The sequence below is a fragment of the Ensifer sp. ENS07 genome, assembly GCF_014852185.1.
Classification (GTDB): domain Bacteria; phylum Pseudomonadota; class Alphaproteobacteria; order Rhizobiales; family Rhizobiaceae; genus Ensifer; species Ensifer adhaerens.
In genome coordinates this window covers 92,827-112,920 of record NZ_JACVBE010000012.1, presented here as the reverse complement: position 1 = coordinate 112,920, position 20,094 = coordinate 92,827, and the positions used below count along the sequence as shown (strand labels likewise).

The window sequence follows — 20,094 nt, the reverse complement described above, 5'->3', positions numbered from 1 at the left end:
CCGCCTGCGGTTTTGCGCGCTCTAGCCGTGGTAGACAGAGATGGTTTTCATGCTGGCAAAGCCGTAGAGGGCCTCAAAACCCTTCTCGCGGCCATGGCCCGATTTCTTGACGCCGCCGAAGGGCAGCTCGACGCCGCCGCCGGCGCCGTAATTGTTGATGAAGACCTGGCCGGCGTGCACGGCGCGCGCCATGCGCAACTGCCGGCCGCCGTCATTGGTCCAGACGCCGCAGACGAGGCCATAGTCGGTGCCGTTGGCAAGTCGAATGGCTTCCTCCTCGCCGTCGAAGGGCATGATCACCTGAACCGGGCCGAAGATCTCTTCCTGCACCGTGCGGTGTTGGTGCGGCACGTCGCGCAGCAACGTCGGCGCGACATAGGCGCCCTCGGCCGGCGCGTCGGCGACGATCTCGCCCTGCGCTGCGACCTTCAGGCCATCCTTGGCGGCGTCGGCAAGGAAGCCCTCGACGATCGCCTTCTGCCGCTGCGAGACGACCGGGCCGACCGAGAGATCGCTGCCAGCAGGACCGACCTTCAAGGCGCGGTACCGTTCGCTCATCCGCGCGACCACTTCTTCATAGACGGCACGCTCAACCAGAATGCGCGACGAGGCCGAACAGGTCTGACCGGCATTCTGGATGCCGGCATTGACGAGGAAGGGGACCGCGCGGTCGAGATCCGCATCGGCAAAGACGATCTGCGCCGACTTGCCGCCGAGTTCCAGCGTCACCGGCACGGCGTTCTTCGCCGCCGCCGCCTGCACCATCTCGCCGGTGCGGACCGAGCCGGTAAAGGAGATGTGGTTGACATCGGGGTGTTCCGAAAGCGCTGCGCCCGCCTCCGAGCCGAAGCCGGTGACGATGTTGAGCGCGCCCGAGGGCAAGCCCTCTTCTTCGGCGATGCGGGCGAACTCCAAGATGGTGAGGCAGGCCTCTTCGGCCGGCTTGACGACGGCGGCGTTGCCCATGGCAAGGGCCGCGCCGAGGCTGCGGCCGAGGATCTGCATCGGGTAGTTCCAGGGGATGATATGGCCCGTGACGCCATGTGGCTCGTAGACGGTCAGTACGGTGAAGCCGTTCTGATAGGGGATGGTGTCGCCATGAACCTTGTCGGCGGCGCCGCCATAGAATTCGAGATAGCGCGCAAGCGCCACGACATCGGCGCGCGCCTGGGTCAGCGGCTTGCCGACATCGCGTGCTTCGAGCTCCGTCAGAAGGTCGATGTTGCGCAGCACACCGGCCGAAATCCGGGTCAGCACCCGGCCGCGCTCGGTCGGCGTCAGGCGTCCCCACTCACCTGAGAGTGCCGCGCGTGCCGAACGCACGGCGAGATCGATATCGTCCCGAGTGCCCCGGGCGATGCGCGCAAATTCCAGGCCGTTGGAAGGATCCCTGACGGCGATGAACTCGCCGCCCGTTGCGTCCTGCCACTTGTTCGCGATGAAATTGCCGTAGGTCTTCACAGTCATGCCTCTTTGTCAGTCCCGCGCTCTTCAAGCAGCGCCTTCAATCTCATGGCCGTCGCGTTGATGTGGGCGCGGGCCAGTTTCTCGGATTCATCAAGGTTCCGTGCGGCGATCGCCTCGACGATCAGCCCGTGTTCGGCGACCGCAGTGCTCGCCCGCTCGCTCGAAAGCGAAAAGGCTGGGGCAAAAACCTGCGAGGTCATGCGCAGAAGCGGCCCGAGCGGCGCCAGCGACGCATTGCGCGAGGCCGCAACGATCGCCTCGTGAAAGACGACGTTGGACTGTGTGTAGGCGCCTGGATCCCAGTTTTCGACGGTCTTGCGCTGGCGCTCCACCTGCTTTGCCAGATCCTTGATCTCGGCATTTGTCGCCCGCTCGGCGGCGTTGCGGGCCGCCACGCCATCCATCGCCTCACGCACCGCGTAGGCATCCAGCAGTTTCGGCAGGTCGGCGGTTGCGACCCGGACACCGCTGCCCGGCTTGTTGACAACCAGCCCGTCGCGCTCGAGCACGCGCAGCGCCTCGCGCAGCGGCGTGCGGCTGATGCCGAACTCGGCGGCGATCTTTTCCTGGCGCAGCGTCGCGCCCGGCGCATAGACGCCGGCATAAATACGTTCGCGAAGGGCCTGGGCCACTTCGTCGAGCAAGCGTGACTGGCTTCGCCATTCAAAGGATTGGTTCATCGATCCCTCCCAAGATCGAGGCAAATTGTATCCAGGATACAGGCCGAGTCAATCCGGTGATGACACATAAGTCCCAGGGATTGTCAGCAAGTACTGGCGACGCCGTCGGCTTCGGCAGTCCCGACTTGCGCCGCCGCGTTGACGCGCCGCTCGCCGCGGCTTCTATTAGGAACTGCTATGGTGGGAGGCTGGCCGTGCAGATGCTTGATTGGATTGCGATTATCCTGTTCCTCGTGACCTGGGTGGGACTGGAGCCGATGATGGCGCTTGGTTGGCCGCGCCGGACAGACAGCCTGATGCTAGACATGGTGCGTGTCCGGCAGGCCTGGATGCGCGAGGTGCTGACGCGGGATACCAACTTCATCGGTGACGCCGCCATTCTCGGTCACACGATCAATTCGGCCTCGTTCTTCGGCTCGGCCAATCTCATCGTCATCGTCGCCATGAGCAGTGCGCTTTTCATCCAGCCGACGATTGGCCTTCAGTCGGGCATCATCGCAATGTTCGCGCCGATCGAGCCGTTGTGGCTGTTTCAATGCAAGGTGCTGCTCGTCATGGCGACCTTGCTGCGCGGGCTGTCCGAATTCATCTGGGCGGTGCGGCAGATCAACTATTGCCTCGCAGCGATCGGAGCGAGCCCTTCGCGCGAAGAAGCCCGCGACATCGCCGCATGGGCCCACGCCCTGTCGCTGATGATCAATCCGGCCCTTCGATCCTTCAGCCAGGGTGTCCGCTCCTATTACTTCACCGTTGCCGCCGCGCTCTGGTTCCTGGGGCCGATCGCCTTTATTATCGCCATCGTCGGCTCGGTCGCGCTTCTCGTCTGGAGACACAGCTGGTCGGATACGGCCAAGGGCGTGATGGAGGTGCGCAAGCTGCTCGACGAGAGCCATCCGACGGCGGCCGCGGTAGAACCCTCAACAGCCGTCCGTTCTCCGGCGGCAAACAGCTGAGGGTTTTTGGCGTGACCGGTTGGAATTGGCCGGCGAGGTAACCACCTAGTATCCGTAACGTTCTGGAGGCGGTCGCCCATGTCAGACAAACCGATCAAGATTCCCGGCCCCGATCATCCGATCACCATCGAGCAAAACCCGGCGCGGGTCGTCGTCACGCTTGGCGGGCGCGTCGTTGCCGACACCCGCAATGCGCTCGCCTTGCGCGAGGCGTCCTATCCGCCGGTGCAGTACATCCCGCGTGAGGATGTCGACATGTCCTTGCTTGAGCGCACGGATCACGCGTCCCACTGCCCCTATAAGGGGGATGCGTCCTACTACAGCATCCCATCCGGCGGCGAGCGATCGCGAAACGCAGTCTGGAGCTATGAGAACCCGCATGAGGCGGTCGCCGACATCCGGGATCGGTTGGCATTCTATCCGGACCGGGTGGATTCGATCGAAGAGCTTCGGCCCTAGGCGCGAAAGCCCGGCCCTCCGCGCGTCGCCGCATGACGGTTGCTGGAAGCGGCGGCGGTGCGACGCTACTTGCTCCGAACCTGAAACGTCTCGCGCACCGCTTTCAGGAACTCCGCCACTTTCGGCAGGTCGCCCAGTTGCTGGTGGTAGAGGTAGTAGAGGTGCGTAGGCGGCCCGAACCATTCGGGAAGAACCGGCACAAGTCTTCCTGCTGCGACGCCGTCAGCGGCGAGCGCGTCGCTGAGCATGCCGATGCCGAGACCTTCGGAGATCAGGCGCTCACCGATCGCCGGATCGTCGACGACGATCGATGGCGGGCGCTCGAGCGTAAAGTGCCTGTTGCCGTCTGACAGCACCCAATGGGCAAGCTCCCGTCGCATGCGTGTCCGGTGTGCCACCAGGGCGACGTGCATGAGGTCCTCGGGCGAAGACAGCGCCAATCCTGCGCAATAGGCGGGCGCGGCATAGAGGCGCTGCTCGATCGTTCCGATCTTGCGGTAGATCATCTCGCTGTCGACGGGTTCGCCCATCCTTAAGGCCACGTCGACGCCTTCGCCGATCAGATCGACATTTTGGTGGGTGGTCTGCATGTCGACCTGGACTTCTGGGCAGAGTTCCGCATAGCGCTTCAGGATCGGTGGCAGGAAGGTACGGGCAAAGGCGACTGACGTCGCGACCCTTAGGCGCCCGCGCGCCGTACCGTCGGCCGGTTGGAAGCCGGCGATGCCGCGGTCGATGAGCTCGACGGCGCCCCCGACCGATTCCAGCAGATGCTTTCCGGCCTCGGTCAAGGAGACCCGGCGGGTGGAGCGCAGCAGCAGGGCGACGCCAAGCGCTGCCTCAAGCTCGCCCAGGCGCCGGCTGACCGTGCTCGGTGGCAGGTGCAGGCGAAGCGCAGCTGAGGAAAAGCTCTCTGAGCGGGCGACCTCGAGGAAAATCCTGAGGCTGTTGAGATCGGCAGATTGGGGGGATTTCATGCGTTTCCGGAACAATTACTTCCACGATCGCAGGATAATCGACCGACGGTTGAATTGATAGCGTCTCGGCATCCAATCGAAGGAGCCGATCATGACCACTCGCAGACAAGCTTTGGGCCTTCTTGCCGCCGCGGCCCTGTTGCCGCTCGCACCGCGGATCGCCTTTTCCGCCGCGCCATTATCGACCGTCGCCAATGCCGGTTACTATCGCTTCCGCTTCGGAAAGTTCGAAGTCACCGCCTTGTCGGACGGCACCTTGGCGTTGCCGATGACAAAGATCTATCAGAACGAACCGGAAGGCGAGCTGCAGCGCAGGCTGGACGAAAACTTCCTCGGCAAGGAGCCGCATCTGTCGATCAACGCCTATCTCGTCAACGACGGCGAACGGCTGGTGCTGATCGATGCCGGGTCGGGGAGCCTGCTCGGCATTGCCGCCGGCAAGCTCTTGAGGCATCTCACGGCCTCCGGCTATCGCGCCGACCAGGTCGACGCGGTGATCCTGACCCATGTGCACGCCGACCACTCGGGCGGCCTCACCATCGACGGCAAAGCACAATTCCCGAATGCCGAGATCCATCTCGCCGAGCGCGAATACCGCTACTGGATCGAGCGGGAGGGCGTGACGGCGCTGACCGAGGCGCAGAAGACCGACTTTCAGCGAGCGCACGATGCCCTGGCCCCCTATATCGCCGCCGGAAAAGTGAAGCGTTTCGCCGACGACGCGGACGTCTTGCCGAACCTCGGATCGACCCTGCGCGCCGGGCACACGCCCGGGCATTCCGCGATCGTGCTGAAAGCGGATGACGGCCAGCGCCTCGTATTCTGGGGGGACGTCATTCACGGCGACTACATCCAGTTCGACACGCCTGACGTCTTCGTCAGCTTCGACGTCGACGGCACCGCGGCGGCAGCGACGCGTGCCGTGGCGCTGGCGGATGCGGCCGATGGGCGATACCTCGTCGCCGGTGCGCATCTGCCGTTCCCCGGTGTTGGCCATGTGGCGCGCGACGAGACGCTCTATCGCTTCGTCCCCTGGAACTACGTCGAGTAGCGGGTGGCAGCTTAGGCCTTGTCTACGAGATGACGTTGCGGACGAAGGTCACGACGCCGTCGCCGTCATTGATGTAGGCATAGGCCTGCGCCGAGCTGTAGACGGTGCACCAACCTCGCCATTCTCTCGGACTGAGTGGGTGCTTAGCCGTTGATCGCCTGGATCAAGCCGCAGTCGGGCACGACGGCGCTTCTGAAATACGACCTGCCGATGACTTCAGAGGCATTCTGCCTGCAACTGCTACAGCGAACCGGCGTGATGTTCACGCCGGGCAGCGCCATGGACATGGGAGGCTATCTCAGGATCGGCTACGCCAACAACGAAGGCATTCTACGCGGAGGCTTGAGGCGCGTCTCCGCGTTCCTGCGGGAGCACCAGGCGGCGGCCGCCTGAGGGGAGTTTCCGTCAGGGCGCGATATCCAGTTCCGGGTAATTGCGGAAGATGCCGTCTTCATTGAAGGCCAGCCGTCGCGATGAGGCGAGATAGGCGGCGATGTTCGGCCGGGCTTTCACCGAGGCGTGCAGTTTCATGAGATTGGGGTAGTCCTCCTCATAGTGCCGCATCGCTTTGGCAAAGGCATAGCGTAGCCCCTCGATCACCTGGAACAGCGAAAGGTCGACATAGGTGACGGCGTTCCCGACTGCATGGCCGCTGCCATCAGGGTTTTGCGCGAGAATCCGCTCGAAATAACCGAGAAACTTCGGGATGCGGTTGGTGACGAATTCGAATGCGCGGTCCTTCGCCTCCGCCTTCTGCTCCTCATAATATTTCGAAGTCGCGATCGGATGGTGCGTGTCATGCACTTCGGCGATTAAGTCGGTGACGGTGAGCTGCAGGCCATTGGCGAACCACTGCAGCGCCTCACCGTCAGGCGCAAGGCTGAGCTTGGGGCCGAGGTAGAAGAGGATGTTGGCGACATGCGAGATGATCTGGTTGCCATCTTTCAGAAAGGGCGGCGCAAATGGCACGTGCGCCTCGGTGGCGCTCTCCATCAGCTTCAGCATCTCCCCGGTGCCGCGGCCCGGCGCGCGCGTCACATCGACATAAGCGGCGCCGGCGTCCTCGAGTGCCAGTCGGACAAATTCACCGCGCCCCTGGATGCCGTCCCAGTAGTACAATTCATAGGTCATGATGCCTCGATCCCATTCTCGATACCCGGTTGATATAGGCGCCGCGGCAGCGGCGGCGAGGGGAGGCCCTGACTTCGGACGCCTGCTCTGTCGAACAGGGGCGATCACATGCTAAGGCGCTATGAACACGTGTGGTGGGGAGTAGTCCAGGTGAGCAAGCCGAACTATCGCGACATTGCTGAACTGGCAGGCGTCGGTACCGCGACGGTCGAGCGGGTCTTGAACGGCCGCGGTGGTGTTCGCCCGGACCTCGTCGAAAAAGTCGTCGTTGCGGCGCGCGCGCTGAATTATCCGCGAACCCTTCCCGAGACCCATCGCGGGCTTTTGCGCATCGATGTGCTGATGGTGCGGCCGGAGACGACCTTCTATCGCCGCCTGTCGCAGGCCTTTCAGCGGATCGCCGAGACGCTGGATCCGCTCGTCGTCGTGCATCGCAGCTTTACCGAGGAAATGAAGCCGGAGGAGATCGCCAGGCGCATCCTTTCAGCCGAGGTTAGCCGCGCCGGATTGATCCTGGCCGTGCCCAATCATCCGCTGATCAGCGCCGCTGTCGAAGCCGTGATCGTGCGCGGCGTGCCGGTGGTCCATGTCGTGACAAGGGCCTCGCACGACTTGGGCGAATTCGTCGGCATCGACAATCACGCGGCCGGACGAACGGCGGCACTCTTCATCGCGCGCATGGCGCGCAAGGCGGGGCCCGTCGTCGCGCTCTGCCACCCGATCTATCAGGTCCATCGCGACCGCCTCAGTGGCTTCTCGGACTATTTTGAGGGGCATCCGGGCGACCGCCGATTCGAGTGGCTGGGTTTTACCCGCGACGAGGAGCACTATGGCGCCGAAGCGTTGCGATGGGCGCTCGACATGTATCCGGATATGGCCGGGCTCTATAATGCCGGCGGCGCGAATGCGGCCCTGATCGACGTGCTTCGCCGACATAAGCGTGGCACCGAAATCTTCTTCGTCGGCCATGAGCTGACCGACTACACCCGCAAGGCGCTTAGCGACGGCATCATGGACGTCGTGCTCGACCAGGCGCCGGAGGCACAGGCCCGTCGCTCGCTTGACCTGATGCTGCGGCGGATCGGGCTTTCCGAGATGGAGCCGGACACCGCCCCCATTCGCTTCATTACCATCACAGCCGAAAGCCTTTGATCTGATTTGATCAAACAAGCTTTCGCCGTTCCGACCGCCTCCTGCTAGATTTTTATCAAGAAGGAGGCGCTCCGACAGACCCGGAAAGCAACCTCCTTCGAAGGATTTAGGGCGGAGCGCATGCGGTCCGCCGGGAGGAGAGCGACATGGACGATCTGAAATATGGAACCCGCAACAAGCGCGGCGACTGGGCGCCGAACGAGCCGATCGAAACGGCGCCGCTGTTTGCCTTCCCGCCAAAACTGCTGGCGCTCGTCAAGTGGCTGCCGCATTACTTCTTTCCTTGGAATGCGATCTTCGCGGCGTCGGCCGTCGTCTATTGGGCCTGGGTGATCCCGCCGGTCGAGGCGATGCAGAGCTTGAGCGTCGGCTGGATCGCCTGGCTCTATGCGGTCAACGCGGTTTGCGTCTTCTTCTTCTACGGCGCTTTCGAGCTGCATCTCTATGTGCTGAAACGGCAGGAAAACCGGTTCAAGTACAACGGCAAGTTTCCGGCCGAGCAGAAGAGCAAAGCCTTCTGGTTCGAAAGCCAGAATCTCGACAACATCCTGCGCACGTTCCTCTCAGGCGTGACGATCTGGACCGCCGTCGAAGTCGCCATGCTCTGGGCCTACGCCAATGGCTATGCGCCGTGGCTGAGCTTCGCGGACAATCCCTGGACGCTCGCGCTCGTCGCATTGGTGGTGCCTGTTATCCACGAGTTCCATTTCTTCTGCATCCACCGGCTCATCCACACGCCGCTGCTCTACAAGTGGGTGCATTCGGTCCATCACAATTCGGTGAACCCGTCGCCCTGGTCGTCGCTGTCGATGCATCCGGTCGAGCACCTGCTCTACTTCGCCACCGCCTTCTATCACCTGATCCTGCCGTCCAACCCGATCCTGATGCTTTACCAGCTGCACTACGCGGGCTTCGGTGCCATTCCCGGCCATGTCGGCTTCGACAAGGTCGAGGTCGGTGAAGAGACGCTCGTCGATAGCCACGCCTATGCGCATTACCTGCACCACAAGTATTTCGAGGTGAATTACGGCGACGCCCTGATCCCGCTCGATCGCTGGTTCGGCACCTGGCACGACGGCTCCAAGGAGGGCGAGGCGCGGATGCAGGAGCGCTACCGCAAACGCAAGGAAAAACTCGCAGCCCGCAAGGCACGCAACACCATCGGGGAGGCAGCAGAATGAGCAACGTGATCACCTGGGTACCAGCCTGCAAGCTGGACGATATCGAACAGGAAGGGGCGATCCGCTTCGACCATGGCGGCCGAACCTACGCCGTCTACCGCGGTCCCGACGATAGCGTCTATTGCACCGCCGGGCTCTGCACCCACGAGGCCGTTCACCTCGCTGATGGCCTCGTCATGGACTACGAGGTGGAATGTCCCAAGCATTCCGGCGCCTTCGATTATCGCACCGGTGAAGCCATCAGGCTTCCGGCCTGCGAGAATCTCAAGACCTATCCCGCCGAAATCGTCGACGGCGAGGTTCGTGTGGCGCTCGGCTAAGGCCACCACGCAAGCATTGATCAGGCCCATCGGGCCTCCGGAATGCGATCGGGTGATCCGGCACCCTCGGGAGGAAATCATGAAATCCATGTACCTGGCGGCAGCACTTGCCGCCTTGATGGGAAGTGCTGCCTCGGCGGAGACGATCGGCGTCTCGATGCAGAGCTTCGACAACAACTTCCAGACGCTGCTGCGTGAGGGCATCAATGCCCGCGCTGCCGAAGTCAACGGCGCCACCGTTCAGATCGAAGACGCACAGACCGACATCTCCAAGCAGCTCAACCAGGTGAACAATTTCATCGCGGGCGGCGTCGACGCGATCATCATGACGCTGACGGATACCTCGGCCGCCCCCGGCATCAGCGAAGCCGCTGAGAAGGCCGGTATTCCGCTCGTCTATCTCAATCTAGAGCCGGATAACCTCGGCAAGCTGCCGGAAAAGCAGGCCTATGTCGGCTCGAAAGAAACGGACTCCGGCAGATTGGGTGCGGAAGCTGCCTGTTCGCTGCTGAAGGAAAAGGGCAAGGCCAGTGATGCGCAGGTCTATATCCTGATGGGAGACCTTGCTCACCAGGCCTCGCGCGACCGCACCTCGGCGTTCAAGGAAACGCTCGCTGCCGGCGACTGCAAGGGTGCGACGATTGCCGACGAGCAGTCGGCCGCCTGGACGCGCACCAATGCGATGGATCTCACCACCAACTGGATCACCGCCGGACAGCCGATCGACGTGGTCTTTGCCAACAATGACGAAATGGCGATCGGCGCCATCCAGGCGCTGAAGGCCGCCGGTGTATCGATGGACGACGTGATCGTCGTTGGCATCGACGCGACCCAGGACGGGCTTGCCGCCATGGCCGCCGGCGACCTCGACGCAACCGTATTCCAGAACGCCAAGGGGCAATCGGCTAGCGCCGTCGACACGGCCGTCTCGCTGGTGCGCGGTGAAAGCGTCAAAAAGAACGTCTGGGTTCCCTTCGAGCTCGTTACGCCGAAAAACATGGCCGATTACGCGGCGCGCAACTGATCCTCCTCCTGCATGTTTCCTTAATCGTCGCCGATTGAAGCACAGAAACATGCAGGAATTCAGAGTTTTACAGCGACCTTTGCGCGTCTGAACGGATGCGCGGCGCTGTGGGCCGGCGCACTTCTCCTGCCTGCGCCGGCCACCTTTTTGAACGGGCTGACAAATCTTGCGTGCGGTTTTGCGACCGCCCCGCACGTCAACGCATGATCTACGGAGCAAGCTATGGATCGCATCGTCATAATCGGCGCCGGGGAATCCGGCACGCGCGCGGCCTTTGCCCTGCGTGAAACTGGCTTTGCCGGCAGCGTCACGCTCATCGGCACGGAACCGCATCTGCCCTATGAGCGGCCACCGTTGTCGAAGCCGCTCAATGGCGCCGTACAGATGAAGCCGATCTGCGGCGCTGAGGCGCTGGAGGCCGCCGGTATCGACTACCGGCAAGGTGTTTCTGCATCCCGACTGGATGCCGGTGACCGCTCCGTCACCTTGAGCGATGGCCGGACGCTCACCTATGACAAGCTGTTGCTCGCCACCGGCGCCCGTCCGAGGCGCCTCGCTTGCATAGGGGCCGAGCGCGCACTGGATTTCCGCACCTACGCCAATGCGGCGGCGATCTTCGCCCGTGCCGAAGCCGGCAGACACGTTGCGATCATCGGCGGTGGACTGATCGGCATGGAGCTTGCGGCGGTGCTGCGCGGCAAGGGCATCATGGTTAGCGTTATCGAAATGGCGCCGAAGCCGCTCGGTCGCGCGGTGCCGCCGCGTTTTGCCGCGAAGCTTCATGCCCGGCATCAGGATGAGGGCGTCACCTTCCATCTGGGGCAGGGGATCGCCGAAATCACCGGTGATGCGGTTGTTCTTTCCGACGGCACTCCGGTGCCGGCCGATATCGCCGTCGCCGCCATCGGCGTCCAGCCGGATACAGCACTCGCGGAGGCGGCGGGGCTTGCCGTCGGCAACGGTATCCTGACGGATGGCTATCTGCGCAGCAGCGATCCGAACATCTATGCATCAGGCGATTGCGCCGCCGTGGCCCAGCCGGGTGGCGGGTATGTGCGCTTCGAAAGCTGGCGCAATGCACGCACCCAGGCCGAGGTCGCGGCCCTCAACATGGCCGGCGGCAAGGAGGCTTTTTCTGCCATCCCCTGGTTCTGGACCGATCAATACGATCTCGGCCTGCAGGTGGCGGGCCTGCCCCATCCGGACCATCAAAGCGTGACACGCCAGCTCGATGGTGGCGAACTCGAATTCTACCTCGATGGCGGGCGTCTCGTCGCCGCCGCTGGCCTCGGTTTCGGCAATGGTCTCGCCAAGGATATCAAGCTCTCGGAAATGCTGATTGCTGCCGGCGTCAGTCCCGATCCGGGAGCGCTCGCCGACGCCAGCGTGAACCTCAAGGCGCTGCTCAAAAGTGCCAGGGCCGCCTGATGCAGAAGCTGCTTGTCTTTCAATCGCTCTGGGCGATGGAGCGCCGGCATGCGGACGGCTTTGAGCGCAGTCTCGAAGAGAACATCGCAATGATCGTCGAGGCCGGGTTCGACGGCATCAGCGCGCATTATACCAATCGGCGCGATGTCGAGCACCTCAATGCCGTGATCCGCGGAACGGGCTTGAAGATCGAGGGCGTCTGTTTTCCTCGAAGCGTCGAGGATTTGCGCCTGACGCTGGAACTGGCCTCGGAGTTTCCGGTGAGCCACATCGATCTGCAGGCCGATGTTCGCCCGCGCCGGGTCGAGGATTGCCTGCCGCTGCTTGACGGCTGGGCCAGGCTTGCTGAGGAAATGGATGTTCCCGTCTATATCGAAACCCACCGTCACCGGATCACCAACGACCTCCTCTTCACGCTCGACCTGCTCGACCGGCGGCCCGATCTGCCGCTCTTGGCCGACCTCTCGCACTATCTCGTTGGCCGGGAATTCGCCTTTCCGGTGGAAGACGAAAGCCACGCCCAGATCCAACGCATTCTGCGCAACGCCGGCGCCTTCCACGGCCGTATCGGCTCCTGCCAGCAGATCCAGATCGAGCTTTCCTTTCCCCACCATCTGCCCTGGGTCGCTCTCTTCCGCGAGTGGTGGGACTACGGCTTCCGGCACTGGCGCTCCCACGCTGCCAACGATGCCGAGCTGGTCATGACCTGCGAACTCGGCCCAAGGCCCTATGCCATCACCGACAGGGACGGTAACGATACGACTGATCGCTGGGCCGAGGCGCTTTTGCTTCGCGAGATGGCCTGCGAGATCTGGGCGGAAAGTGCCAATTCCCCGACGGGTGAAGCACGGGATCTGAGGACGCCTGAACTCGTCATTTAACGAAGGACGGCCGGAACGGCAGATTGTGCTCGAGGCCGAGCCAGGGCGGGTTTTCCGCATACATTTCCACGATCAGCGCCTTGATCAGCTCGATGTAACGGGAATTGTCGCCGACCCGATGGTTGAGGATGACGGGTGAGGTCGCCCGCTCGCCCTCGATCATGCGATAGTGCAGATCGGAGCGGACCTGACGCGCAGAGGACGGGACGATACAAAGTCCGGCATCCGAGGCGACGAGGCCAAGCGCACTCTGGATCTCACGCACCTCATGCACCTCGGCCGGGCGCACATCCTGCGCGTGGAGCAGGCTCAACACGTGATCGGCATAGCTCGGGCGCGGTTCCTTCGGGTAGACGATCAGTTTTTGCCCGGCAACCGCACTCAACGGAAGCGGAGATGTGTCATCGGCAAACGGCGTGCCCTGCGGTATCGCCAAGGCGAGGCGCTCTTCCCGCATGAGGATGCCGGCGACATTGGGATCGTTGTGATGCAGCCGCCCGAAGCCGACATCGATCCGGCCTTCCTTCAGCGCCGCGATCTGCTGCACCGACACCATCTCCAACAGCCGGATATCGAGTTCCGGCGCGTTCTGCCTGAGCTTGCGCACCAGCGTCGGCAGCCCGCCATAGAGCGTGGACGCGACGAAGCCGATCGACAGCACGCGGTTCTGGTTGAGACCGACGCGGCGGGTCGCCTCTACCATCTGTTCCACCCGGCCGAGCACTTGCAGCGATTGTTCGTAAAACAATCGCCCCGCTTCCGTCAGCCGCACCGGCCGGCTCTTGCGGATGATCAGCGGCACGCCCAGTTCTTCCTCAAGAAGCTGGATCTGCCGGCTCAAGGGCGGCTGGGCGATGTGCAGCTGCTCGGCAGCGCGGGTGAAGTTGCGCTCGCGGGCGACGGCGACGAAGTAGCGAAGCTGGCGCAGATCCTTATGTTACAGCCCCCATTTTCCTACCGTTGCGGTATGTTGCAGTGCGGCAAGCGCATGAATGCGCGTAATCTTTGCCATACTATACCGTCAAGGTATCATAGGTAACCTATTTGGTGTTGGACGTCACCCGCTGCGTGGGCGCACATTCAGGTCATGAACACGACCCTTGCACCCATCGCCCCGACAGCAGCCCTCTTCCCCGTGATCGAACGGGTCGAGACCATGCTGGTCGACCTGCCGACCATCCGGCCGCACAAGCTGTCGGTCGCGACCATGACCGGCCAGACGCTGATGCTGGTGAAGGTCCATTGCAGCGACGGAACGGTCGGCATTGGCGAGGGTACGACGATCGGCGGGCTTGCCTATGGCGGCGAGAGCCCGGAAAGCATGAAGCTTGCGATCGATACCTATTTTGCGCCTGTCATGGTCGGTGAGGACGCGACCCACGTGAAGGCGCTGATGGCGCGCATCGGCAAGGCGATCAAGGAAAACCGTTTCGCCAAGAGCGCGGTGGAAACGGCGCTGCTCGACGCCCATGGAAAGCGCCTGGGTCTGCCGATCAGCGAACTGCTCGGCGGGGCACTGCGCAAGCGCCTGGCGGTCGCCTGGACGCTGGCGTCGGGTGACACGGCCAAGGATATCGCCGAGGCCGAGAAGATGCTCGAGCTACGCCGTCATCGGATCTTCAAGCTGAAGATCGGTGCCAGGCCGCTGAAGGACGATATCGCCCATGTGGCGGCGATCAAGAAGGCGCTCGGCGAGCGCGGCGCGGTGCGCGTCGACGTCAACATGGCCTGGAGCGAATTTGAGGCCGCCTACGGCATGGCAGCGCTCGCCGATGCCGGATGTGAACTGGTCGAGCAGCCGGTGGCTTCGACCGCAGCGCTCGGTCGCCTCGTCCGCCGTTTCCCGCTGGCGCTGATGGCCGACGAGTCCCTCACCGGACCCGAGAGCGCCTTCGAGATCGCCAAGACCAAGGGGGCCGACGTCTTCGCGGTCAAGATCGAACAGAGCGGAGGTCTGTTCAATGCGCAGCGCGTGGCGGTCATCGCCGATGCCGCGGGCATTGAACTCTATGGCGGCACGATGCTGGAAGGTGGTGTCGGCACAGTGGCGTCAGCCCACGTGTTTTCCACCTTCGCCAAGCTGCAATGGGGCACGGAGCTCTTCGGTCCGCTGCTTTTGACCGAGGAAATTCTGGCGACGCCGCTCGACTACAGCGACTTCGAGCTGACGGTGCCGGATGCTCCAGGGCTCGGGATCGAACTCGATGAAGATCGGCTGAAATTCTTCGCGCGCGACGGGCTGCGCAAGACGATCAGCGTTGCGAAGTAAGGACTGAACCATGCTGTTTCACGTCAGAATGGATGTTCGCATTCCCCACGATCTGCCTGCCGAGCAGGCGGCGGAGATCCTCGCCCGGGAAAAGGCCTATTCGCAACAGCTGCAGCAGAGCGGCAAGTGGCGGCATATCTGGCGGATCGCCGGGCAGTACGCGAACTACAGCGTCTTCGACGTGAAGGACAATGCCGAGCTGCACGAGATCCTCTCGGGGCTGCCGCTGTTCAAGTTCATGCAGATCGAGGTCACGCCGCTGCTTCGGCACCCATCCTCGATCCGCGAGGACGATAGCTGAGAATTTGTGCGTGCCGCGGCCGGGAGGTTTGGCAAGCGGCTTGAGCTTCAAGACAATCCAAGTGGAGGAATTGATATGAACGTGAAGATTTTCGACAAGCCGGAGACTCAAGCTTTCCTGAAGGTTCTCAGCGGCCTCGACAAGGACGGCGGCAACCCGCGTGTCAAAGAGATCGTGCACCGGCTGATGTCCGACCTGTTCAAGGCGATCGACGATCTCGACATCACCCCGGACGAATACTGGACCGGTATTGCCTGGCTGAACGAGATCGGCGCTGCCGGCCAGGCCGGCCTGATCTCGCCCGGCCTCGGCCTCGATCACTTCCTCGATGAACGTCTCGACGCGATCGACGAAGCGCTCGGCATCGAGAATCAGACGCCGCGCACCATCGAAGGTCCGCTCTATGTCGCCGGCGCACCGGCCTCGGAAGGCTTCGCCCGTCTCGACGATGGCCGCGACACCAATGGCCAGACGCTGATCATGCACGGCACCGTCTATGATGCCGACGGCCAGCCGCTGAAGGGCGCGACGGTCGAAGTCTGGCACTGTGACACCCGCGGTTTCTATTCGCACTTCGACCCGACCGGCCTGCAGGCGCCGTTCAACATGCGCCGCACGATCGTCACCGACGCCAAGGGCTGTTACAAGTTTCAAAGCATCGTGCCGCACGGCTACGGCGTGCCTCCGGGAAGCCCGACAGAGCAGCTGCTTTCCGCCCTTGGCCGTCACGGCCAGCGCCCGGCCCACATCCATTTCTTCATCAGCGCCGATGGGCACCGCAAGCTGACGACCCAGATCAACATCGCCGGCGACCCGCTGGTCAACGACGACTTCGCCTATGCGACGAGGGATGGCTTGGTGCCTGACGTCACCGAGCGGACCGACGAGGCGAGCATCAAGGCGAACAACCTCTCCGGCCCCTTCGCCGAGATCGAATTCGACATCCATCTCACCTCACTGGTGAACGGCGTCGACAACCAGATCAACGAGCAGCGTAAGCGCGCCGCCGCCTGATCACCTCTGCGGCGGCCGACTGAGCCGCCGCCCCCTGACATCAGACATTGTTGCAATCGCTAGAGCCGAGCACGGATCAGCCGTTTGCGGGAGAAGAACCATGTCCGCCGTTATCAACAAAGCCCAAGCCCTCGACGACCTGCTCGCCACCGCGGTCGAGGACGATCATGAGGCCGGCACGTTCCGCTGCCGCCGCGACATCTTCACCAACGAAGACCTCTTCGAGCTGGAGATGAAGCACATCTTCGAGAGCAACTGGGTCTATCTCGCCCACGAGAGCCAGATCCCCGAGAACAACGACTATTACACCACCTATATCGGCCGGCAGCCGGTTGTCGTCACCCGTGACAAGACGGGCGAACTGCACGCTGTCATCAATGCCTGTGCCCATCGCGGCGCTATGCTCTGCCGGCGCAAGCACGGCAACAAGGGCAGCTTCACCTGTCCCTTCCACGGCTGGACCTTCTCCAACACCGGCAAGCTCCTGAAGGTGAAGGACGAGAAGACGACGCAGTATCCGCCGCAGTTTGCCAAAGACGGTTCGCACGACCTGAAGCGCGTTGCCCGTTTCGAGAGCTATCGCGGCTTCCTGTTCGGCAGCCTCAATCGTGATGTCACCTCGCTCGAGGACTATCTCGGCGAAACGAAAGTCATCATCGACCAGATCGTCGACCAGGCGCCTGACGGTCTCGAGGTACTGCGCGGCAATTCCTCCTATATCTACGACGGAAACTGGAAGCTGCAGATGGAGAACGGCTGCGACGGCTATCACGTCAGCTCCGTTCACTGGAACTATGCCGCCACTATGGGCCGGCGCAACGAGGAGGGCACAAAGGCGGTCGATGCCTCGAGCTGGAGCCGCTCGATTGCCGGCGTCTACGGTTTCGACAACGGCCACATCCTGCTCTGGACCAACACCATGAACCCGGAGGTCCGGCCGATCTACAGCCACCGCGAGGAGATCAAGGCGCGCGTCGGCGAGGTGCAGGCGGATTTCATCGTCAACCAGACCCGCAATCTCTGCCTCTATCCGAACGTCTTCCTGATGGACCAGTTCAGCACGCAGATCCGCGTCACCCGTCCGATCAGCGTCGACAAGACCGAGATCAGCATCTTCTGCTTCGCGCCGAAGGGTGAAAATGCGGCCGATCGCACGCTGCGCATCCGCCAATACGAAGATTTCTTCAATGTCTCCGGCATGGGCACGGCCGACGATCTCGAGGAGTTCCGCGCCTGCCAGCAGGGTTACGCCGGCATCACCGCGCTCTGGAACGATCTCTCTCGCGGTGCGCCGCTCTGGATCGACGGTCCGGATGAGAACGCCAGGCGCATGGGCATCGCACCGCTGCTCTCGGGCGAGCGCAGCGAAGACGAAGGCCTCTTTGTCCGCCAGCACGAATATTGGGCGAAGGTGATGCGCACAGCACTTGCCTCCGAAAAGCAGGGAGCGGTCGCATGACGATCTCCTATGACACCGCCTGCGCCTTCCTCTATCGCGAAGCGCGCCTGCTCGACGACCGGCAATGGGACGAATGGCTGACCTGCTATGCGCCGGACGTCAGCTACTGGATGCCGGCCTGGGACGACGACGATCAGTTGACCGAAGATCCGCAGTCGCAGATCTCGCTGATCTATTACCCGAGCCGCGATGGCCTGGAAGATCGCGTCTTTCGCATCAAGACCGAACGCTCTGGAGCGTCCACGCCGGAGCCGCGCACAAGCCACAACGTCACCAATGTCGAGCTTGTGGCCGATCGCGGCGAGGAGGCGGACTTCCGCTACAACTTCCACACGCTCAACCACCGCTACAAGGTCACCGACCACTTCTTCGGGACCATGTTCGTCACGCTCCGCAAGAGCGGCAGTGAACTGCTGATCTCACGGAAGAAGATCGTGTTGAAGAACGACTACATCCGCCAGGTCATCGACGTCTACCACATCTGACGGCCGTCGCCTGACAGGAATGGGAGGAACAACCATGGCCAGCTACAGGATCGCTTTGAATTTCGAGGACGGCGTCACCCGCTTCGTCGAATGCAGGGACGATGAGAAGGTGCTCGACGCCGCCTTCCGCAACAAGATCAACCTGCCGATGGACTGTTCGGACGGGGTTTGCGGCACCTGCAAGTGCCGCGCCGAAAGCGGCGCCTACGACCTCGGCGACGACTTCATCGACGATGCGCTGACAGCGGACGAGGCGGCAAGCGGACTGGTGCTGACCTGCCAGATGAAGCCGTCGAGCGACTGCGTCATCGCGGTGCCGACGACAGCAGCGGCCTGTAAGACCGGACAGCAGAAGTTTACGGCGAGTGTGGCAAGCGTCGTCCCGCACAACGATGCGGCGATCGTGCTCGAACTGGATATCGAGGGCGCTGCAGCGCCGGCCTTTCTGCCGGGGCAGTACGTCAACATCGACGTGCCCGGCAGCGGCCAGAGCCGTTCCTATTCCTTCTCCTCGGCATCGGGCGAGACGCGCGTCGGCTTCCTGATCAAGAAGATCCCGGGCGGGCTGATGAGCACGTGGCTGGAACACGCCGAAGTCGGCACGAAACTGGAATTGACCGGGCCGCTCGGCAGTTTCTATCTGCGCGAGGTTCAGCGCCCCCTGCTCTTCCTCGCCGGTGGCACCGGTCTTGCGCCGTTCCTGTCGATGCTTGAGGTTCTGGCCCGCACCAACCCGGAGCAGAAAGTGCATCTGATCTACGGCGTCACCCGCGACCTCGATCTGGTGCTTGTCGACGAGATCGAAGCCTATACCAAGCGGCTTGCCAACTTCACCTTTGACACGGTGGTGGCGGATGTCGCCTCCAGCCATCCGCGCAAGGGCTGGGTGACCCAGCACATGCCCGAGGACGTGCTGAACGGCGGCCATGTCGACGTTTATCTCTGCGGCCCGCCGCCTATGGTGGACGCAGTGCGCAAGCATCTCGACGACACCGGCGTAAGGCCCAACAGTTTCCACTATGAGAAGTTCACGCCCAATGCGGTGGCGAAGGAGGCAGCATGACCTCCGCTCGTTTCGAAGGACGGTTTGCCGGCAAGGCAATCGTCGTCACCGGTGCCGCGCAAGGGATCGGCCGCGCCGTGGCGCTGCGTGCCGTGGCTGAAGGCGGCAAGGTTCTCTTTGTCGACCGTGCCGATTTCGTGTCCGAGGTGGCGGCGGAGGCCGGCAGTGAATGGGCGGCTGCCTTCGTAGCCGATCTTGAAACGCACGAGGGGGCAGCCGCAGCAATGCACTTTGCCGCGGAAAAATTCGGCGGCATCGACATCCTGATCAACAATGTCGGCGGCGCCATCCGCATGCGTCCCTTTGCCGAATTCGAACCGGTGCAGATCGATGCAGAGATCCGCCGCTCGCTGATGCCGACCCTCTACTGTTGCCATGCGGTGCTGCCGCATCTCTTTGCCCGCGGTGGCGGCACCATCGTCAACGTGTCGTCCAATGCCACGCGCGGCATTCACCGCGTGCCCTATTCGGCGGCCAAGGGCGGCGTCAATGCCATCACCCAGTCGCTGGCGATGGAGCTTGCCGACCGCAACATCCGCGTCGTTGCCACAGCACCGGGCGGAACCGAGGCGCCGCCGCGCCGCATCCCGCGCAATGCCGAAGGCGACAATGAGGCCGAGAAGGCCTGGATGGGCGACGTCGTCGCCCAGGTGAAGCAGTCGAGCTTCATGAAACGCTACGGCAGCATCGAAGAGCAAGCGGCGCCGATCCTGTTCCTGGCCTCCGACGAGGCCTCCTACATCACCGGCAGTGTTCTGCCGGTCGCCGGCGGCGATCTCGGCTGACGGACCTTTTTCAA

General features: G+C 62.9%; 22 protein-coding genes. 17 read left to right on the top strand and 5 right to left on the bottom strand.

All coding sequences use genetic code 11. The features are described 5' to 3' along the window. Window positions 1-21: 21 nt before the first annotated feature. Both IB277_RS28245 and IB277_RS28240 read right to left on the bottom strand, forming a co-directional pair. Window positions 22-1,467, bottom strand: a complete 1,446-nt coding sequence (locus tag IB277_RS28245; protein ID WP_112977094.1) for an aldehyde dehydrogenase family protein — start codon at window positions 1,465-1,467, stop codon at window positions 22-24. Further along, entirely contained in the window at window positions 1,464-2,147 is a 684-nt protein-coding gene (locus tag IB277_RS28240) for a GntR family transcriptional regulator (RefSeq protein WP_034801749.1), read from the bottom strand. Before IB277_RS28240 ends, IB277_RS28245 begins: the two co-directional genes overlap by 4 nt. Window positions 2,148-2,347: 200 nt before the next feature. Between IB277_RS28240 and IB277_RS28235 the strand changes: the two genes are divergently transcribed. Further along, on the top strand, window positions 2,348-3,100 hold the full coding sequence (locus IB277_RS28235) for a DUF599 domain-containing protein (protein ID WP_082584675.1): 753 nt from the start codon (window positions 2,348-2,350) through the stop codon (window positions 3,098-3,100). A gap of 78 nt (window positions 3,101-3,178) precedes the next feature. After that, complete coding sequence (locus tag IB277_RS28230) at window positions 3,179-3,559, top strand: DUF427 domain-containing protein (protein WP_034801745.1); 381 nt, start codon at window positions 3,179-3,181, stop codon at window positions 3,557-3,559. Window positions 3,560-3,624: 65 nt separating this feature from the next. Here IB277_RS28230 and IB277_RS28225 read toward each other — a convergent pair whose 3' ends face one another. Further along, window positions 3,625-4,536 carry a LysR family transcriptional regulator gene (locus IB277_RS28225; RefSeq protein ID WP_112977093.1) on the bottom strand — a complete coding sequence of 304 codons (912 nt, stop codon included), beginning with the start codon at window positions 4,534-4,536 and terminating at the stop codon, window positions 3,625-3,627. Window positions 4,537-4,627: 91 nt separating this feature from the next. On the opposite strand from IB277_RS28225, the gene IB277_RS28220 reads away from it, so the two are divergent. Together IB277_RS28220 and IB277_RS28215 are read left to right on the top strand one after the other, a co-directional pair. Then, complete coding sequence (locus IB277_RS28220; RefSeq protein ID WP_060521851.1) at window positions 4,628-5,587, top strand: MBL fold metallo-hydrolase; 960 nt, start codon at window positions 4,628-4,630, stop codon at window positions 5,585-5,587. Window positions 5,588-5,737: 150 nt separating this feature from the next. Further along, window positions 5,738-5,980, top strand: a complete 243-nt coding sequence (locus tag IB277_RS28215; protein ID WP_060521852.1) for a hypothetical protein — start codon at window positions 5,738-5,740, stop codon at window positions 5,978-5,980. Window positions 5,981-5,992: 12 nt separating this feature from the next. Here IB277_RS28215 and IB277_RS28210 read toward each other — a convergent pair whose 3' ends face one another. Next, complete coding sequence (locus IB277_RS28210; protein ID WP_060521853.1) at window positions 5,993-6,718, bottom strand: glutathione S-transferase; 726 nt, start codon at window positions 6,716-6,718, stop codon at window positions 5,993-5,995. Between the two features lie 150 nt (window positions 6,719-6,868). On the opposite strand from IB277_RS28210, the gene IB277_RS28205 reads away from it, so the two are divergent. From IB277_RS28205 to IB277_RS28180, 6 genes are all read left to right on the top strand, one after another. Then, window positions 6,869-7,870, top strand: coding sequence for a LacI family DNA-binding transcriptional regulator (locus IB277_RS28205; protein WP_060521854.1), 1,002 nt, complete (start codon window positions 6,869-6,871; stop codon window positions 7,868-7,870). A gap of 146 nt (window positions 7,871-8,016) precedes the next feature. Then, window positions 8,017-9,051: a sterol desaturase family protein gene (locus tag IB277_RS28200; RefSeq protein ID WP_060584590.1), complete on the top strand. Its 1,035-nt coding sequence runs from the start codon at window positions 8,017-8,019 to the stop codon at window positions 9,049-9,051. Between the two features lie 8 nt (window positions 9,052-9,059). After that, a complete protein-coding gene (locus tag IB277_RS28195; protein ID WP_034801776.1) occupies window positions 9,060-9,371 on the top strand; it encodes a MocE family 2Fe-2S type ferredoxin in 312 nt (103 codons plus the stop codon). A gap of 79 nt (window positions 9,372-9,450) precedes the next feature. After that, window positions 9,451-10,395: a substrate-binding domain-containing protein gene (locus tag IB277_RS28190; RefSeq protein WP_060529331.1), complete on the top strand. Its 945-nt coding sequence runs from the start codon at window positions 9,451-9,453 to the stop codon at window positions 10,393-10,395. A gap of 222 nt (window positions 10,396-10,617) precedes the next feature. After that, window positions 10,618-11,823 carry an NAD(P)/FAD-dependent oxidoreductase gene (locus tag IB277_RS28185; RefSeq protein ID WP_113136389.1) on the top strand — a complete coding sequence of 402 codons (1,206 nt, stop codon included), beginning with the start codon at window positions 10,618-10,620 and terminating at the stop codon, window positions 11,821-11,823. Further along, window positions 11,823-12,704 carry a xylose isomerase gene (locus IB277_RS28180; RefSeq protein ID WP_089042900.1) on the top strand — a complete coding sequence of 294 codons (882 nt, stop codon included), beginning with the start codon at window positions 11,823-11,825 and terminating at the stop codon, window positions 12,702-12,704. The genes IB277_RS28185 and IB277_RS28180 overlap by 1 nt, the downstream gene beginning before the upstream one ends. Here IB277_RS28180 and IB277_RS28175 read toward each other — a convergent pair. Next, window positions 12,697-13,632, bottom strand: coding sequence for a LysR family transcriptional regulator (locus tag IB277_RS28175; protein ID WP_192372222.1), 936 nt, complete (start codon window positions 13,630-13,632; stop codon window positions 12,697-12,699). The genes IB277_RS28180 and IB277_RS28175 overlap by 8 nt on opposite strands. 159 nt (window positions 13,633-13,791) lie before the next feature. Between IB277_RS28175 and IB277_RS28170 the strand changes: the two genes are divergently transcribed. The 7 genes from IB277_RS28170 (at window position 13,792) to benD (ending at window position 20,080) form a co-directional block, all read left to right on the top strand. Then, window positions 13,792-14,973, top strand: coding sequence for a muconate/chloromuconate family cycloisomerase (locus tag IB277_RS28170; protein ID WP_060584588.1), 1,182 nt, complete (start codon window positions 13,792-13,794; stop codon window positions 14,971-14,973). Window positions 14,974-14,983: 10 nt separating this feature from the next. Further along, window positions 14,984-15,274, top strand: a complete 291-nt coding sequence (gene catC, locus IB277_RS28165; protein ID WP_034801725.1) for a muconolactone Delta-isomerase — start codon at window positions 14,984-14,986, stop codon at window positions 15,272-15,274. 75 nt (window positions 15,275-15,349) lie between these two features. Then, window positions 15,350-16,288 carry a catechol 1,2-dioxygenase gene (gene catA, locus IB277_RS28160; RefSeq protein ID WP_034801723.1) on the top strand — a complete coding sequence of 313 codons (939 nt, stop codon included), beginning with the start codon at window positions 15,350-15,352 and terminating at the stop codon, window positions 16,286-16,288. 100 nt (window positions 16,289-16,388) lie between these two features. Continuing rightward, window positions 16,389-17,747, top strand: a complete 1,359-nt coding sequence (locus IB277_RS28155; RefSeq protein ID WP_112977090.1) for a Rieske 2Fe-2S domain-containing protein — start codon at window positions 16,389-16,391, stop codon at window positions 17,745-17,747. Beyond that, entirely contained in the window at window positions 17,744-18,232 is a 489-nt protein-coding gene (gene benB / locus IB277_RS28150; RefSeq protein WP_034801721.1) for a benzoate 1,2-dioxygenase small subunit, read from the top strand. The genes IB277_RS28155 and benB overlap by 4 nt, the downstream gene beginning before the upstream one ends. Window positions 18,233-18,266: 34 nt before the next feature. Further along, entirely contained in the window at window positions 18,267-19,295 is a 1,029-nt protein-coding gene (gene benC / locus IB277_RS28145) for a benzoate 1,2-dioxygenase electron transfer component BenC (protein ID WP_112977089.1), read from the top strand. Beyond that, entirely contained in the window at window positions 19,292-20,080 is a 789-nt protein-coding gene (gene benD / locus IB277_RS28140; protein ID WP_034801719.1) for a benzoate diol dehydrogenase BenD, read from the top strand. Before benC ends, benD begins: the two co-directional genes overlap by 4 nt. The last annotated feature ends 14 nt before the right edge of the window (window positions 20,081-20,094 follow it).

Coding starts and splice junctions, on each gene's coding strand:
- IB277_RS28210 (WP_060521853.1), bottom strand. CDS start 6,718: ATGACCTATGAATTGTACTACTGGGACGGCATCCAGGGGCGCGGTGAA.
- benC (WP_112977089.1), top strand. CDS start 18,267: ATGGCCAGCTACAGGATCGCTTTGAATTTCGAGGACGGCGTCACCCGC.
- IB277_RS28240 (WP_034801749.1), bottom strand. CDS start 2,147: ATGAACCAATCCTTTGAATGGCGAAGCCAGTCACGCTTGCTCGACGAA.
- benB (WP_034801721.1), top strand. CDS start 17,744: ATGACGATCTCCTATGACACCGCCTGCGCCTTCCTCTATCGCGAAGCG.
- IB277_RS28235 (WP_082584675.1), top strand. CDS start 2,348: ATGCTTGATTGGATTGCGATTATCCTGTTCCTCGTGACCTGGGTGGGA.
- IB277_RS28230 (WP_034801745.1), top strand. CDS start 3,179: ATGTCAGACAAACCGATCAAGATTCCCGGCCCCGATCATCCGATCACC.
- IB277_RS28185 (WP_113136389.1), top strand. CDS start 10,618: ATGGATCGCATCGTCATAATCGGCGCCGGGGAATCCGGCACGCGCGCG.
- benD (WP_034801719.1), top strand. CDS start 19,292: ATGACCTCCGCTCGTTTCGAAGGACGGTTTGCCGGCAAGGCAATCGTC.
- IB277_RS28245 (WP_112977094.1), bottom strand. CDS start 1,467: ATGACTGTGAAGACCTACGGCAATTTCATCGCGAACAAGTGGCAGGAC.
- IB277_RS28170 (WP_060584588.1), top strand. CDS start 13,792: ATGAACACGACCCTTGCACCCATCGCCCCGACAGCAGCCCTCTTCCCC.
- catA (WP_034801723.1), top strand. CDS start 15,350: ATGAACGTGAAGATTTTCGACAAGCCGGAGACTCAAGCTTTCCTGAAG.
- IB277_RS28220 (WP_060521851.1), top strand. CDS start 4,628: ATGACCACTCGCAGACAAGCTTTGGGCCTTCTTGCCGCCGCGGCCCTG.
- IB277_RS28190 (WP_060529331.1), top strand. CDS start 9,451: ATGAAATCCATGTACCTGGCGGCAGCACTTGCCGCCTTGATGGGAAGT.
- catC (WP_034801725.1), top strand. CDS start 14,984: ATGCTGTTTCACGTCAGAATGGATGTTCGCATTCCCCACGATCTGCCT.
- IB277_RS28155 (WP_112977090.1), top strand. CDS start 16,389: ATGTCCGCCGTTATCAACAAAGCCCAAGCCCTCGACGACCTGCTCGCC.
- IB277_RS28200 (WP_060584590.1), top strand. CDS start 8,017: ATGGACGATCTGAAATATGGAACCCGCAACAAGCGCGGCGACTGGGCG.
- IB277_RS28225 (WP_112977093.1), bottom strand. CDS start 4,536: ATGAAATCCCCCCAATCTGCCGATCTCAACAGCCTCAGGATTTTCCTC.
- IB277_RS28180 (WP_089042900.1), top strand. CDS start 11,823: ATGCAGAAGCTGCTTGTCTTTCAATCGCTCTGGGCGATGGAGCGCCGG.